Genomic DNA, 13,769 nt, shown 5'->3' with positions numbered 1-13,769 from the left:
ATGCCGCGCCCCAGGGAGAGCCGAGAAGATAGCAGGCATGAAACCCACCCTGCTGGCCCTCATTACTGCCGCCCTGCTCGCTTCTTGCGCCCCCCAGGACGACGCTACGACTGATACGACCACTGACACCACCACGACGGAAACGACCGATACCACCAGCACCGATACGACCGCTGACACCAGCACCGACACCACCGATACTGGTGAAGTTGCCGATGACGCGGCTGACCCCGGCGCCGACAGCACCCTGACCAACAATGATGACGCCAACACCAGCGAAGAACTGGATATGGCGGCCGGTGACGGTCTGGAAGGCAGCGTGACCGATTTTGACGGCACCGCACAGACTTTTACCCTTAACGAGAACGACGCCAACTACGCCGTGACGGTTGGCCCCGATACCGTGTTTGAGGGCGCCGCCACCAGCGCAGACGAGTTCTTCGGTACTGACCGCGCTGACGCCAATGTGGCTGTGGAAGGCGACATTGACGAGGCCGCCAGCACCCTGAACGCCACCAAAATCACCCTGAACTAAAACTCAGCTGTCCGTTCCGCGCCGGGCCTCTAGATGGAGGCCCGGTGCGGCTCTTTTGAATCGGGTCGCCGCTGGCTTACCGCCTTATTGAGTGTTGAAGGCAATGAACGCGGTACAGCTCGACCAGTTCTGCCTTTGGCTTTCTGCTGCGAGCACCCGCTCTGAAGAGGTGCCTTCACCCTCTCAAGATGAAAGGCGCCATCGTCCAGCGATCTGGACGCAGAAACTCGCTTTCTTCCCCGCCCTGTAGCCAGGTTTGGCTTTCACTGGGTCTGTAAGCCCGGGTGCTAGAGCAGGCACTAAGCGCTGAGGGCGATAGGCCTTTCCCTAATGATCCTATGTGGCCCTTCAAGCCAGGTGCCTTCTTTGATTTACCTTGTGTCTGCCAAGACTCTTTTGCCTATCCTGAGCCGATGAGGCCTGCTCCTGTGACCATCCGCCCGGCCACACCCACCGACGCGCCCTTTGCTGCACCGCTGATTCAGGCGACCATTGGCCCCATTGGCTGGGCGCTGACAGGCACGCCTTCTGACGCGGAAGCAGCGGAGGTTATCGAGCAGCTGTTCCCTCTCAGCGGCCACCGCCTTAGTTTCGAGAGGGTGCGGGTGGCCGAGCGCGATGGGCGGCCCTTGGGCCTGCTGCTGGCCTATCCAGGCGCCGCCGCCGAACTCCTGGACCAGCCGCTGCGGGCGCGTCTGCGGGCTCTGGGCCAGGCAGACCACATTGAGCAGGAGGGCACGCCCGGCGAGCTGTATCTGGACACGCTGGCCGTCAGCGAGGCGGCGCGCAATCAGGGCATCGGGGCGCAGTTGCTGGCGGCAGCCGCTGTCTGGGCGCGTGAACTGGGTTTGCCCCGGTTGGGCCTGCTGGCCCAGGATGGCAACCCGGCCGCGCGGCTCTACGAGCGCAGCGGGTTTGTGGTGGCAGGCCACCGCACCCTGGCTGGTGGCCACTACACCCACCTGACGCGCGACCTGCCCCCCACTGCACCTTCGGAATGATTCACCCGCCCCGCCCGGGGCGCTATGCTCGCCGCGTGCGCGCCGCTGTTTTCGTTCTGGTCGCTTTGGCAGGTGTGGGCGCCCTGCTCTCTCCCGCTGTCCCCTTTCTGTCCCGGTATGCAGCGCTTCCAGATAAGGCAGGCGGTCCCGTGACCGTGCTGCTGGCCGGCGTGGACGTGGAATACAACGACAAGCTGCCGGTCTGGCCCTGGCCCGCCAAGCCAGAAAACTATGATGGCCGCACCGACACCATCATGCTGGCGCAGGCGTGGCCAGACGGGCGCGTGAATCTGCTGAGCATTCCGCGAGATTCCTGGGTGAATATGCCGGACTACGGCTGGGGGAAAATCAACGGCGCCAATGTCCACGGCGGCCCCGAGATGCTGATGGGAGCAGCCCAGGCCCTGACCGGCGTGCCGGTGGACGCCTACGTGCTGCTCAGTCTCAACGCCCTGCCCGCCCTGACCGACGCGGCAGGGGGCGTGACTGTGAACATTGAGCAGGCCATGAAGTACGACGACAACGCGGGCAACCTCCACATTGACCTGAAGGCGGGAACGCAGCGCCTGAAGGGAGAACAGGCGGTGGGCTTCTTGCGCTTTCGCAAAGACAAACTGGGCGATATTGGCCGCATCGCCCGGCAGCAGCAATTTCTTTCCGCACTGACGGCACAGGCCAAAAGCCCGCTGAATTGGTGGCGTCTGCCGGGCATGATCGGCGCCACCGACCGCAACATGAAAAGCAACCTGACGCGCGCGCAGGTGGCGGCCCTGACGGGTGCCGGCCTGGGCGGCACCAAACTCATGACTTACAGCGTGCCTGGTCGCCCCAGCTTCCGGGGATCAGCCAGCATCTGGGAAGTGGACCGCACCGGCCTGAACGCCACCATCGCTCAGCACTTCCGCGACCCCAACGACCCGCGCAGCCTGGGGGTGGCGGTCGTGAACACCGACGCCCCCGACGGCAGCGCCCGGCGCCTTAAGGCCCGGCTGGAAGGTCTGGGGTACACCAACGTCTGGATTGTCAACGAGGCGCGCGGGCCTGCCACGACCACAGCCACCGGCACGGCGGCGGCCCGAGTGTTACAGGATGTGGGGCATGGCGCCGTCTCACAGGCCTCGGGGGCGTCTGGAGCCGACGTAACCGTGCGTCTGGGCAGCGATACACCAGCTGAATAAGAGGCGCTCAGAGTTGCCGTGCGCCTGAGCGTAGCCCTCAAACGAATGAGCCTGGCCGTGAGCTGGTGAGGGTGGAGGGGGGGGTTATACCCTCAATGCCGGGGAACCTTGCTGTGAAAACGACTACCACCCTCAACTAGCGCAGTAGGCCGTCATACGCTCCGCTTGTTTCAGTCATCTTATCTAGACAGATTTTTCTGAAACGATTTAGTCGCTTGCCGTTGCCTGTTACCCTGCCCACATGACTTCCCCTTCCCCACTGACTGGCGAGCTGAAATGGTGGCAAAGCGGCATCATCTACCAGATTTACCCGCGCTCGTTTCAGGACGACAGCGGCGACGGTGTGGGCGACCTGCGCGGCATCACGCGGCGGCTGCCGTATGTGGCCAGCCTGGGCGTGCGGGCGGTGTGGCTCTCGCCCATCTTCACCAGTCCCATGCGCGACTTTGGCTACGACGTGGCCGACTACTGCGATATCGACCCGCTGTTCGGCACCCTGGCCGACTTTGACGCCCTGGTGCAAGAAGCGCACCGACTGGGCCTGAAGGTCATGCTGGACTATGTGCCTAACCACAGCTCCTCAGACCACAAGTGGTTTCAGGCGGCGCTGGAGGGCCGAGACAGCGACAAACGCGACTGGTACGTGTGGCGCGACCCCGCCCCGGACGGCGGCGTGCCCAACAACTGGCGGTCCTTTTTTGGCGGCCCCGCTTGGACCCTGGACGAGGCGAGCGGCCAGTATTACCTGCACCAGTTCCTGCCCAGCCAGCCGGACTTGAACTGGCGCAACCCGGCGGTGCGGGCGGCCATGTTCGAGGCCCTACGCTTCTGGATGCGCCGGGGTGTGGACGGCTTCCGGGTGGACGTGATCTGGCTGCTGGCCGAGGACGACCGCTACCTGGACGAACCCGAAAACCCGGAGTGGCAGGTCGGCCAGCCGGAGCACTGGCGCCTGCTGCATCCCTACACCCAGGATCAGCCCGAGACCCACGAGTACATCTGTGAGATGCGCGCCGTTCTGGACGAGTTCGATGACCGCATGATGGTCGGCGAGATTTACCTGCCCGTAGAGCGCCTGCTGCCCTACGCCGGCCGGGAAGACGCCCAGATGGTGCATCTGCCGTTTAACTTTCACCTGATTCTGATGGCCTGGGAGGCGGCGGGCGTGCGCGCCTTTGCCGACAGCTACGACGCGGCGTGTCTGGACGCCCGCAGCTGGCCCAACTGGGTGCTGGGCAACCATGACCAGCACCGCTTTAAAACGCGGGTGGGCGCGGCGCAGTACCGCGTGGCCCAGACCCTACTGCTGACCCTGCGCGGCACCCCCACCGTGTACTACGGCGACGAGATTGGCATGGAAAACGTGCCGATTCCCTACGAGCAGATGGTGGACCCGGCGGGCCTGCAACAACCCGACAGCCCCGCTGCTGGCCGCGACCCCGAACGCACCCCCATGCAGTGGGACGCCACACCCAATGCAGGCTTTAGCGCCCCCGGCACCCAGCCCTGGCTGCCCCTGGCCGGTGACGCCGCGCAGGTCAATGTGCAGGCGCAGGAAGCCGACCCTGCCAGCGACCTGCATTACTTCCGGACCCTGACCCGGCTGCGCGCGGACCACCCGGCCCTGGTGGGCGGCACCTACCGCAGCGTGGACGCGGCCCCTGGTGTCTTTGCCTTTTACCGCGAGGGCGACGGCGAGCGCCTGACGGTGCTGCTGAACTTCACGGGCGACAGCGCCGACCTACCCGAGCTGACCGCAGGCCAGACCCTCCTAAGCAGTCACGGCGACCAACCGGGAAGCGGCGCGCCCCTGCGTTCCCACGAGGCCCGGATTCTGCGCTGAAACCTGAAAGGAGCACCTGGAGCCGGGGCAGAACAGCGCCCCGGCTCCGAACGGTTTTTGCCGTGGTGACAGAGCCGCACACCTCAGAGAGGTTCCGATTGAACCAGGCAGACTGCTGGATTCACGCCGAGCAGAGCGAGAAGGAGAACAGCCGGATGCTGCTGTTATAAAGGCGCAGACAGTGCCTTTCTCTGCTATGCCGTCATGAAGCGCAATCCATTTAAGCCGGATTTCGGCCACAGCAGATGCAAACTAATGTTCAGCCCGAGTAGATGCGCACGCAGCACCACAGGAATGCAGCGTTGGCAAACCACTTCTGCTCCTGTGTGCGGAGAGAAAGATGGCCTCCGTATCAGACTGGAATAGTCACAGGCGAACAGCTGCCTTCTGCCCGCTTGATGGAGAGCCATGACGCCGAAGACCCTGCTCAGCAGTCGAGCTTCGCTTTCCTACAAGCCTTGCTCGCTTCAAATTGACGCTGGGTCTTTCCTCAATACGGCAGGCTTGCCAGCCTCAGGAGTTCCTGGCGCACGCGAGCAGCGTCGTTGGGGCGCGCGTGCCGGTCAGCACTCGTCAGGGCCAGATGCAGCGCGCCCAGCGGGTCAGCGCTGAGCGGGTAAGGTTCTTCCGGGTCGGGCAGGGCGCCGTGAATCCCCCAGCCCAACAGGATGCCCACGCCATACAGGTCACTTTCTGGCCCCAGAGCCTCACCGCGCGCCGCCTCAGGGCTCTGAAAGGCGGCCGTGCCCATGCGCAGGGGCGTGCTGAAGGTCTCGAAAGCGGGACCAGACAGGTCGTAATCCACCAGTTTGGCGCTGCCGTCGTCCTCGACCATCACGTTTTCCGGCTTGATGTCGCGGTGAACCAGACCCAGGGCGTGCAGATACCCCAGGGCGTCCAGCAGATGCACCATCGTCAGCAAGAAGGGGCGGCGCTCGGTCGAGACGGCCGGGCGCTGGGCATACCGCTGAAACAACACCTCGCCGCGAGCCAGGGTGCTGATGAGCGCGGGTTGCTCGTCAACGGTCGCGCGCGCCATCACACGCACCAGCCGGGGGTGCTCCAGGGCGTGCCCGTGCTGATACTCGCGGTCGGCGTAGCCTTCCAGATGCGCCGGAAAAATCTTGACCGCACACGGCTGCCCGCCTCTGTCCACGGCGAAATACACCAGGCTGTGCGAGCCACGGCCCACCGGCCTGACCAGCCGCACGCCGTTTCCCACCACCTGTCCCGCCAGAGGCATCCTGTTCAAACTACACCACGCAGGGGGGGCGGCGCCTAGCCCCTGGGGGGAGGCCCCGCCCCCTGCGGCGGGGGAGCACGCCTCCTGAACTCAGTTCAAGAAGTGCCTACAATCCGAATATGCCTTCCTGTCCGCAGCCCACGACGGCCGTTTTCCCGGCCCCCAGCTGGCCGCCACTTCCCCGGAGCGCCGCGTGAAAGGCTACGGCCTAGTGCTGGGCGGCGGCGGCGCGCGGGGCCTGGCGCATGTGGGGGTGTGGGAGGTGCTGCAGGCCCACGGGCTGCGCCCCGGCGTGGTGGCGGGCACCAGTATGGGCGGCCTAGTCGGCGCCTTTATCGCCGCTGGGTACAGCGCCGCTGAACTGGAACGCCTGGCCCGGGGCGTGTCCTGGCGGCGCCTGCTGGATTTCCGGCCTGGCCCCGGGCTGCTCCGGCAGTCGGCGCTGAGGGCCTGGCTGAGCCACCATCTGCCCGAGACCTTTGAAGATCTGTCCACCCCGCTGGCCATCACCGCCACCGACCTGCTGTCCGGGCGCGCGGTGTACCTCACGCGCGGCAATCTTCACGACGCGCTGCGGGCCACCACCGCCTATCCCGGCGCCCTGGAACCGGTGCCTTACGAGGACATGCTGCTCTCGGACGGCGGCATTCTGAACCAGCTGCCGGTGGACGCCGCCCTGTTTCTGGGCGCGCGGCAGGTGCTGGCAGTGAATGTCACGGCCCCCGACCCCCTGGAACTTCAGGAGCGCCGGGTGCTGCTGTGGCGGCGCGAGGCCAGTCTGGGACCGGTGCGCGCCCTGCGCCGGGCTGTGGAAATCATGCAGGCGCAGCTGACCGACGCCCGCGTGAACCTCTACCGTCCGGACGTGCAGCTGCGTCCCCAGCTGGGGGACATTGACCTCATTACCTTTGGCCGCACCGAGCAGGCCATTGCCGCCGGACGTGAGGCCGCCCTGACCCAGCTGCCGCGTCTGCTGACCCTGACCCCAGCCCCAGACGCTAATGCTGACGCCGGCGGAACGCCTTTACAAACTCCACGGTGAGCCCCGGCGCTCCTGGGCACCTCACCCCCACGCGGCAGATGAGAGAGGCTGGCCGCTGGCATCCGGTATTCTGCGCGGTGCATGACCCAACCTGTAAAGCCCGCCCAAACCCCTCTCCAGAAACTGTGGAAGGAACTGCTGGAACCCATCGTGTTCGCGGTGGTGATTACGCAGTTCGTGGCCACCTTGGTCGGCGTGGACGGCGTGAGCATGATGCCCAACCTGCGTGACCGTGAGCGCGTCTTTGTGCCCAAGTACGAAACCTGGCTGCACAAGGCGGGCGTGGGCGAGTTTAAGCGCGGCGACATCCTGATTTTCAAACCCCCCCGCGAGGCGAGCGCCAAGATTCCCAACCTCACCAAGTCGGCGCCCCTGAACCTGTGGACGTACCGGCCCTTCCTGATCAAGCGCCTGATCGGTCTGCCCGGCGACACCATTCGGGTGGAGGCCGGCGATGTGACGGTCAACGGCGTGAAGCTGGACTCCAGCTGGACCACCGCCTACTGGCAGCAGCAAGGCTGCTGGGACACCGAAAGCCCCCTGGCCACCCAGGCCACCAGCAGCGCCAACGGCGTGATGCCTGACCAGCCGGAAATTACGGTGCCCGCTGGCACCTACTTTGTGATGGGTGACAACCGCACAGAGCGGGGCAGCGAGGACTCTCGCCTGTTTGGGCCGGTGCCACGAAGAGACATCGCCGGCCGCGCCGCCGCCGTGATCTGGCCGATTATGCGCAAGGCCACTGCCACCTATGACTGCTCTTCCGAATCGGTCAAGGAGCTGAGCGGCGAAGACGAGCTGAACTGGCGCGCCCTGGGCCGCCCCGCCGCCTTCACCGACTTGCAAAACGCCCTGAACAAATAACCCAGACGCAGTGCGGGCCGCAGAGACAGTTCCTCTGCGGCCCGCTGCTGGCTTTCAATTACTCCTCGTCTTCCGCGTCTTCGGCTTCGCCCAGCACCATGATCTCGACCTGCTCGCTGGTCACGCGGTACGGCCCTTCCTTGGCGATATAGTCGGCGGCCATTTTTAGGGTTTCCTCGACCCAGCCGTAATCGTTGCTGATGGTCGCTACCCCCAGCACTTCCCAGTCGTGGGCGTCCAGACCGTCCAGGCGGGCCACCGTCAGGGGAAAGCGGCTTTTCAGGCGCTCGACGACTGGCCGCACCAGGGCCCGCTTTTCTTTCAGGTTGCTGACCCATGGCATCTCGACCCGGATGGTCAGGACGCCCACGTAGCCCAGGGCCACGGCCGCGCCTAGAGCATCCCGGCCAGGAAACCCTGACGGCGCACGGCGCGCACGAGGTCCATGACGGTCAGCTGCGAGGGGTCGTAATGCACTTCAATCTGGCCTTCGTCGGGGGTGGCTTTCACCACGCCGGGGAGGGCGGCCAGCGCCTGAGAAACAGTGGTTCCAGCGTCGCGACTCATGCCGCGCACGCCCAGCAGCACGCGGGTGGCTTTCGGGGTCATGCCCGTCATTATGCGTCACCTGCCCCCGGCGTGCCCAGCCGCACGCCAGGCGCGGTCTGCGCGCGGGTGCCCAGATGGCAGACCGCGTAGCGGCCCGTGACCACCGCCTCTTCTTGAAGAGCGGCTCCAGCCAGGTCAGGGGTCAGGGCAAAATGCACCTCGTAGACAGCCGCGTCATAGGCGCTTTTCACGGTGGCGTGCAGCAGACTGGCCGCCACTTCGGGCGCCGCGCCGGGGCGGGTGGTCAGGGTGCGGACCAGCACGGTGGGCCGGTCGCCCTGCCAGACCGACTGCGCCAGCACGACGCCGTGCAGCTGACCGTCCTCCTCGGCCACAAAAGAATGCTCGCTGCGCTCGTAGAACTTCAGGGCCGGCAGGCTGGTGTGCAGACGGCCCTCCTGCTCACGCGCAGGCAGGGTATCAAAGGCTGGATCAGCAGCCCGCTGGGCGAGCAAATCCAGCGCCTGCAAGGGGACATAATCCTGTTCGCTAAAGGTGCGGTACCGCATGGCGGCAGGCTAGAGCATTTGCTCTCCAGATGTCCGCGCGGCAGAGGGTAGTGGCACCGAGCAAAACGGCCTTACTAGGCGCCCGCCCCTGCCTGCTGAACTTCGGCCCAGTCCGGCATGGCTGCCTGCGCGCCGGGGCGGGTGCAGGTCAGGGCGGCGGCCACCCCAGCCCAGTGCAGCGCCGGGCGCAGCGCCTCGCCCTGGGCCAGCCGCGCGACCACGACGCCGCAAAAGGTATCGCCCGCGCCCGTCGTGTCCAGAGCCGTCACGGGAAACGCCGCCAGGCGGTGCGTTTCGCCGTCGTCGGTGACCGTCAGGCTGCCCTGCGCGCCCAGCGTGACGGTCACGGCGCGGGGGCCTGCGGTCAGCAGCGTGCGCGCCGCTTCGGCCACGTCTTTGTCTTCTCCAGCCAGCGCCGCCAGTTCGTGCTCATTGACGACCAGATGAGTGGTGCAGGCCAGCAGCGCTGGGGCCTTTTCCCGGCTGGGCGCAGCGTTCAGGGTAACGTGCAGGCCGGCCGCGTGGGCCCGCTGCGCCGCCGCCAGAGTGATGTCCGGCGGCAGCTCCTGTTGCAGCAGCAGGTGGGTCCATGGACCCAGGTTGGCGGGCAGATCGCCTGGTGTGAGGGCCGCATTGGCCCCGCTGGCCACCGTGATGGCGTTTTCTCCACCGGCCGAAACGGTAATCAGAGCCACGCCCGTCGCCTCTGGGCGCACCTGCACGCCGCTCAGGTTGACACCCCCAGCGTGCAGGAGCCGCAGAGCATCGGCCTGAAAGCTGTCCTGGCCCACGGCCCCCACGAGACTCACCCTGGCACCCGCCCGCGCCGCCGCCACCGCCTGGTTGGCCCCCTTGCCCCCAGGACCGACTCGCAGTTCCCGGCCCAACACCGTCTCTCCGGGGGCCGGAATGTGGGGGGCGGTCACCGTCAGGTCCGCATTGATACTGCCCACCACGAGCACGCCCACGCGCCTCAGACCCCCACCGTTTCTTCGGGGTAACGCTGGCGCCACAGTGCCCAGCCTTCGTCTGGAAAGGCGCGCCGGGCTTCGGGGGCGAACAGCAGGGCACCCTCATGTTCCAGCGCCGGGTCGGGGGTGGGCACCACCTCGGTGTGCTGCATGGCGGGGTGGTCGGCCCAGCGCAGCAGCCGCCCGGACCCACCCCAGGGGTCGGCCGTCGCCCAGACCAGGCGGCCGACCCCCAGCAGCGCGCTGGCCCCGCCACACATCAGGCACGGTTCCAGACTGGTGTACAGGGTCAGGGTCTCGGGGCTCTCCACTTCGCCCACCTGAAAAAACAGGTCCATCTCGGCGTGCGCCACGCTGGCCTGGCCCACGTGGTCGGCGCTCTGGGTTTCGCCCACGCGGTTGCGCCCACGGGCCACCACCTGCCCCTGGGCGTCCACCAGCACGGCCCCCACCGGGGCGCTGCCCGCCGCCTGGGCTTCGCGGGCCAGGGCCAGAGCAGCGCGCAGATAACGGGCGTGGTCAAGGTCGGGAAGGGAAACAGCCATGGGCCAAGTGTGCCAGCCGGCCGCCGCCTGTGGCCTGAGCATCTGTTCATCTGCCGCTGCAAACCCAGAGGCGCCGCTGTCCCTTCTACCCCACGTGACGCACCTTCTGGGACGGCGCTGCCCAGGGCCGCCGCCCCTCCCCTGGCGGGGGAAACCCTTGCGGCCGCAAGGGTTTACCTTATACTGAGTCTAATTTCATTCCTGGTTCACCTGCCCTGATTGGCCGCAATCACCCGCCCGGTGCCCCCGGCACGCACCCCCCGTGGGGCCGTGTGTCCCCCCACAAAGGAGCGCTTCATGACCCAACCCACCCTGTCCCGTCCCTGGCTTGGCCGCTACGAAGCCGGCGTGCCCCACAGCTTTACCGCCAGTGGCCTGACCTTGCCGGCCCTGCTGGAACGCACCGCCAGCAAATACCCTGACCGCGTGGCCCTGACCTTTCTGGGGGCCAACACCACCTACCGCCAGCTGTGGCAGGACGCCGGGCGCTTTGCCAGCGCGCTGCAAAAGATGGGCGTGCAGCCGGGCGACCGCGTGTCCATCATGCTGCCCAACATGCCGCAGTTTGTGGTGGCGTTTTACGGCGCCCTGCTGGCCGGCGCGGTGGCTGTCAACACCAGCCCCATGTACACCGCAACCGAACTGGAACACCAGCTCAAGGACAGCGGCAGCGAAACGCTGGTGATCATGGACGCTTTTTACCCACGTTACGCCGAGATTCAGGGCCGCGTGCCAGTCAAGCGCGTGCTGGTGGCCGGCATTCAGGACGCCCTGCCTTTCCCGAAAAACCTGCTGTATCCCGTCAAGGCCCGTAAAGAAGGCACCTGGGTGGCTGTTCCTTACGGCGAGCGCGTGCTGTCCATGAAAAAGGTGGTGGCCTCGCAGGCGCCTAATCCGCAGCCGGTGAGCGTCAGCGCGCAGGACGTGGCGCTGCTGCAGTACACAGGCGGCACGACAGGCGTGCCCAAGGGCGCCATGCTGACCCACGTCAACCTGGTCGCCAACTGTGAGCAGGCCCGGGGCTGGATGACCGACCTGCGCGAGGGCCACGAAATCACGCTGGCGGCCATTCCGTTTTTCCATGTGTACGGCATGACGGTGGCCATGAACCTGAGCATCCTGATTGGCGCGACCATTGCCCTGGTGCCCAATGCGCGCGACATTAAGATGGTGCTGTCGCAGATTTCGGCCTCGGGGGCGACCCTGTTTCCCGGCGTGCCCACCCTGTACAACGCCATCAACAACCACCCCGATACCCCCAAGCATGACCTGACCTCTATCCGCGCCTGTATCAGCGGGTCGGCGCCGCTGCTGCTGGAAACGGCGCGCAAGTTCAAAGAGATCACGGGCGGCGCCAATCTGGTCGAGGGCTACGGCCTGACCGAGGCCAGCCCAATTACCCACACCAACCCCATCTTCGGTAACCAGAAAGAAGGCAGCATCGGTCTGCCCATGCCAGGTGTGGACGCGGTGGTGGTGGGGGACGACGGCCAGCCGGTTCCGGCGGGCGAGGTGGGCGAGCTGTGGGTGGCCGGGCCGATGGTGATGAAGGGCTACTGGCAGCGTCCTGACGAAACCGCCAAGACCCTGCGCGAGGCGTTCGGGCAGACCTGGCTGATGACCGGCGACATGGCCACGGCCGACGACCAGGGCTATTTCCGGATTGTGGACCGCAAGAAGGACCTGATTATCGCGGGCGGCTTCAACATCTACCCCCGCGAGGTCGAAGAGGTCCTGATGAGCCACCCGGCGGTGCTGGAAGCGGCCGCCGTGGGCCTGCCCGACGCTTACCGGGGCGAGAGTGTCCACGCCGTGGTGGCCCTGAAGCCTGGCCAGAGCGCCACCGAAGCCGAGATTATTGCCCACTGCAAGGCGGTGCTGAGCCCCTACAAGGTGCCCCGCAGCGTAGAATTCCGCAGTGAACTGCCCAAAACCGCCGCCATGAAGATTCTGCGCCGCCAGCTGGCCCAGGAAGCCCGGGACGCGCAGAGTGGGGCAAAGAGCGCGTAAACGGGAAGTGGTGCGTAGGCAGTGGTGAGTGGGAATAGATGAAGGTGGGGCGCGGCACTCAAGTTGCCGCGCCCCACCTCTCTGATTGTTCTACTTCGGACTTGCCGCAGGCCACTGACCATGTGCCAGCGGCGCGTAGGCCACTGCCCCTTCCCCCAGCGGGCTGGGCGTGCGGCCCGCTTCGATGGCGGCGGCGGCGGCCAGGGCGATCATGGCGCCGTTGTCGGTGTTCAGGCCCTGACCGGGAAAGACCACACGCAGGCCGGTGGTCCCAAAAGCTTCGCGCAGGGCGCGGTTGGCAGCCACCCCGCCGGACACCACGACCGTCTGACGTCCCGCTGCCTGGGCGGCGCGCACGGTGGTCTTCACCAGGGTCTGCACCGCCGCCCGCTGAAAACTGGCGGCCAGGTCGTCTGGCGCCGCCCCGGCACGGTGGGCCAGCAGGGCGGCGGTCTTGAGGCCACTGAAGCTGAAGTCAAAGCCTGTCTGGCCCTTGAGCGGCTCTTTGAAGGGCACCGCGCCGGGGTCGCCGCGCGTGGCAGCCTCGCTGATGGCAGGGCCACCGGGATAGCCCAGTCCGGCCAGGCGGGCCACCTTGTCAAACGCCTCGCCCGCCGCGTCATCTCGGGTGGCGCCCATCAGGACATAGTGCCCGGCCTGCGGTACGTCAAACAGATGCGTGTGGCCCCCGCTGACCACCAGCGCCAGATACGGCGCGCTCAGCTCGGCCTCGCTGGCCGCCGCGTAGATGTGGCCTTCCAGGTGATGCGAGGCGAAAAAGGGCACGTCCAGCGCCTGCGCCAGCCCCTTGCCGTACATCAGCCCCACCAGCAGCGCGCCCACCAGGCCGGGGCCAGAGGTGGCGGCCACCGCGTCCAAGTCGCGCAGGGTCACGCCGGCCTCGCTCAGCGCCTCGCCCAGAATGCCGTCAATGCGCTCGACATGCTCGCGGCTGGCCAGTTCAGGCATGACGCCGCCGTACTGCGCGTGAACGGTTTGTGACCACACGCGGTTGGCCCGCACCTGCACGCCGCCGCCCGGCCTCAGCTCGACTATTCCCACACCGGTATCGTCACAGGAGGTATCAATGCCCAGAATCAGCTGGGAGCCAGAGGCGGGGGACAGCTCAGTCACCGGCGGAGTGTACCAGGGGAAGGCCAAGGCGCATGGTAAGGCGTGTGGCCGCGCCGTTAGACGGATTTCATCTGTTTCGTTTAGCACTTGAAACGGAATGGGGTTGCCAACGTCACGCCCGTCAATTCGTTTTCTTCGCCTCTGGCTGCCGCTCAGCTTTTGAGGACCACTTGAATTAAACCGTTGTTGCACACTCCAGGGGCGAAAGCCTTATCAGCAAAGCGGCTGGCGGCCGTCCTTTCCTGATCTGGCACCCCACGGCCCCAAGGAATTCTCTGCATAACG

At 66.4% G+C, this 13,769-nt stretch carries 14 protein-coding genes; 7 read left to right on the top strand and 7 right to left on the bottom strand.

The features are described 5' to 3' along the window. The first annotated feature begins 37 nt into the window (after positions 1 to 37). The 4 genes from K7W42_RS14150 (at position 38) to K7W42_RS14135 (ending at position 4,557) form a co-directional block, all read left to right on the top strand. Positions 38 to 535 (top strand): hypothetical protein, encoded by a 498-nt coding sequence (locus K7W42_RS14150; RefSeq protein WP_224575509.1) that lies wholly within the window; start codon positions 38 to 40, stop codon positions 533 to 535. 413 nt (positions 536 to 948) lie between these two features. Further along, entirely contained in the window at positions 949 to 1,536 is a 588-nt protein-coding gene (locus tag K7W42_RS14145; RefSeq protein ID WP_224575508.1) for a GNAT family N-acetyltransferase, read from the top strand. Between the two features lie 35 nt (positions 1,537 to 1,571). Continuing rightward, positions 1,572 to 2,714 (top strand): LCP family protein, encoded by a 1,143-nt coding sequence (locus tag K7W42_RS14140; protein ID WP_369411365.1) that lies wholly within the window; start codon positions 1,572 to 1,574, stop codon positions 2,712 to 2,714. A 241-nt stretch (positions 2,715 to 2,955) separates the two neighbouring features. Beyond that, positions 2,956 to 4,557 (top strand): alpha-amylase family glycosyl hydrolase, encoded by a 1,602-nt coding sequence (locus K7W42_RS14135; protein ID WP_224575503.1) that lies wholly within the window; start codon positions 2,956 to 2,958, stop codon positions 4,555 to 4,557. Between the two features lie 490 nt (positions 4,558 to 5,047). On the opposite strand, the gene K7W42_RS14130 is transcribed toward K7W42_RS14135, so the two are convergent. Continuing rightward, positions 5,048 to 5,800 carry a serine/threonine-protein kinase gene (locus K7W42_RS14130; RefSeq protein ID WP_157459854.1) on the bottom strand — a complete coding sequence of 251 codons (753 nt, stop codon included), beginning with the start codon at positions 5,798 to 5,800 and terminating at the stop codon, positions 5,048 to 5,050. A gap of 193 nt (positions 5,801 to 5,993) precedes the next feature. On the opposite strand from K7W42_RS14130, the gene K7W42_RS14125 reads away from it, so the two are divergent. Both K7W42_RS14125 and lepB read left to right on the top strand, forming a co-directional pair. Then, positions 5,994 to 6,842, top strand: a complete 849-nt coding sequence (locus tag K7W42_RS14125) for a patatin-like phospholipase family protein (protein ID WP_224575501.1) — start codon at positions 5,994 to 5,996, stop codon at positions 6,840 to 6,842. 81 nt (positions 6,843 to 6,923) lie between these two features. Then, the gene (lepB, locus tag K7W42_RS14120; protein WP_224575499.1) at positions 6,924 to 7,706 is read left to right on the top strand and encodes a signal peptidase I; all 783 of its coding nucleotides are present in this window, start codon (positions 6,924 to 6,926) and stop codon (positions 7,704 to 7,706) included. Between the two features lie 58 nt (positions 7,707 to 7,764). Here the strand turns inward: lepB and K7W42_RS14115 are convergent, their stop codons facing one another. The 5 genes from K7W42_RS14115 to K7W42_RS14095 form a co-directional block, all read right to left on the bottom strand. Beyond that, complete coding sequence (locus K7W42_RS14115) at positions 7,765 to 8,091, bottom strand: DUF503 domain-containing protein (RefSeq protein WP_224575497.1); 327 nt, start codon at positions 8,089 to 8,091, stop codon at positions 7,765 to 7,767. Positions 8,092 to 8,099: 8 nt separating this feature from the next. Next, positions 8,100 to 8,324, bottom strand: coding sequence for a heavy-metal-associated domain-containing protein (locus tag K7W42_RS14110; RefSeq protein WP_157459851.1), 225 nt, complete (start codon positions 8,322 to 8,324; stop codon positions 8,100 to 8,102). Beyond that, positions 8,324 to 8,824, bottom strand: a complete 501-nt coding sequence (locus K7W42_RS14105) for a DUF1999 domain-containing protein (protein ID WP_224575495.1) — start codon at positions 8,822 to 8,824, stop codon at positions 8,324 to 8,326. The genes K7W42_RS14110 and K7W42_RS14105 overlap by 1 nt, the downstream gene beginning before the upstream one ends. A 74-nt stretch (positions 8,825 to 8,898) precedes the next feature. Continuing rightward, on the bottom strand, positions 8,899 to 9,792 hold the full coding sequence (locus tag K7W42_RS14100) for a ribokinase (protein WP_224575493.1): 894 nt from the start codon (positions 9,790 to 9,792) through the stop codon (positions 8,899 to 8,901). 5 nt (positions 9,793 to 9,797) lie between these two features. Beyond that, positions 9,798 to 10,340 (bottom strand): nucleoside deaminase, encoded by a 543-nt coding sequence (locus tag K7W42_RS14095; protein ID WP_224575491.1) that lies wholly within the window; start codon positions 10,338 to 10,340, stop codon positions 9,798 to 9,800. 297 nt (positions 10,341 to 10,637) lie between these two features. Between K7W42_RS14095 and K7W42_RS14090 the strand changes: the two genes are divergently transcribed. After that, positions 10,638 to 12,350 (top strand): long-chain-fatty-acid--CoA ligase, encoded by a 1,713-nt coding sequence (locus K7W42_RS14090; RefSeq protein ID WP_224575489.1) that lies wholly within the window; start codon positions 10,638 to 10,640, stop codon positions 12,348 to 12,350. Between the two features lie 90 nt (positions 12,351 to 12,440). Here the strand turns inward: K7W42_RS14090 and tsaD are convergent, their stop codons facing one another. Beyond that, positions 12,441 to 13,484 (bottom strand): tRNA (adenosine(37)-N6)-threonylcarbamoyltransferase complex transferase subunit TsaD, encoded by a 1,044-nt coding sequence (gene tsaD, locus K7W42_RS14085; RefSeq protein WP_224575487.1) that lies wholly within the window; start codon positions 13,482 to 13,484, stop codon positions 12,441 to 12,443. Between the last annotated feature and the right edge of the window lie 285 nt (positions 13,485 to 13,769).

The sequence above is a fragment of the Deinococcus betulae genome, assembly GCF_020166395.1.
Taxonomy (GTDB): Bacteria; Deinococcota; Deinococci; order Deinococcales; family Deinococcaceae; genus Deinococcus; species Deinococcus betulae.
The sequence above is the reverse complement of the archived record's forward strand: the minus strand, read 5'-3'. Positions and strand labels throughout refer to the sequence as shown.

Excerpts from the sequence above, each read along its gene's own strand:
- K7W42_RS14150 (WP_224575509.1), top strand. The coding sequence starts at position 38 with ATGAAACCCACCCTGCTGGCCCTCATTACTGCCGCCCTGCTCGCTTCT.
- K7W42_RS14145 (WP_224575508.1), top strand. The coding sequence starts at position 949 with ATGAGGCCTGCTCCTGTGACCATCCGCCCGGCCACACCCACCGACGCG.
- K7W42_RS14135 (WP_224575503.1), top strand. The coding sequence starts at position 2,956 with ATGACTTCCCCTTCCCCACTGACTGGCGAGCTGAAATGGTGGCAAAGC.
- K7W42_RS14130 (WP_157459854.1), bottom strand. The coding sequence starts at position 5,800 with ATGCCTCTGGCGGGACAGGTGGTGGGAAACGGCGTGCGGCTGGTCAGG.
- lepB (WP_224575499.1), top strand. The coding sequence starts at position 6,924 with ATGACCCAACCTGTAAAGCCCGCCCAAACCCCTCTCCAGAAACTGTGG.
- K7W42_RS14110 (WP_157459851.1), bottom strand. The coding sequence starts at position 8,324 with ATGACGGGCATGACCCCGAAAGCCACCCGCGTGCTGCTGGGCGTGCGC.
- K7W42_RS14105 (WP_224575495.1), bottom strand. The coding sequence starts at position 8,824 with ATGCGGTACCGCACCTTTAGCGAACAGGATTATGTCCCCTTGCAGGCG.
- K7W42_RS14095 (WP_224575491.1), bottom strand. The coding sequence starts at position 10,340 with ATGGCTGTTTCCCTTCCCGACCTTGACCACGCCCGTTATCTGCGCGCT.
- K7W42_RS14090 (WP_224575489.1), top strand. The coding sequence starts at position 10,638 with ATGACCCAACCCACCCTGTCCCGTCCCTGGCTTGGCCGCTACGAAGCC.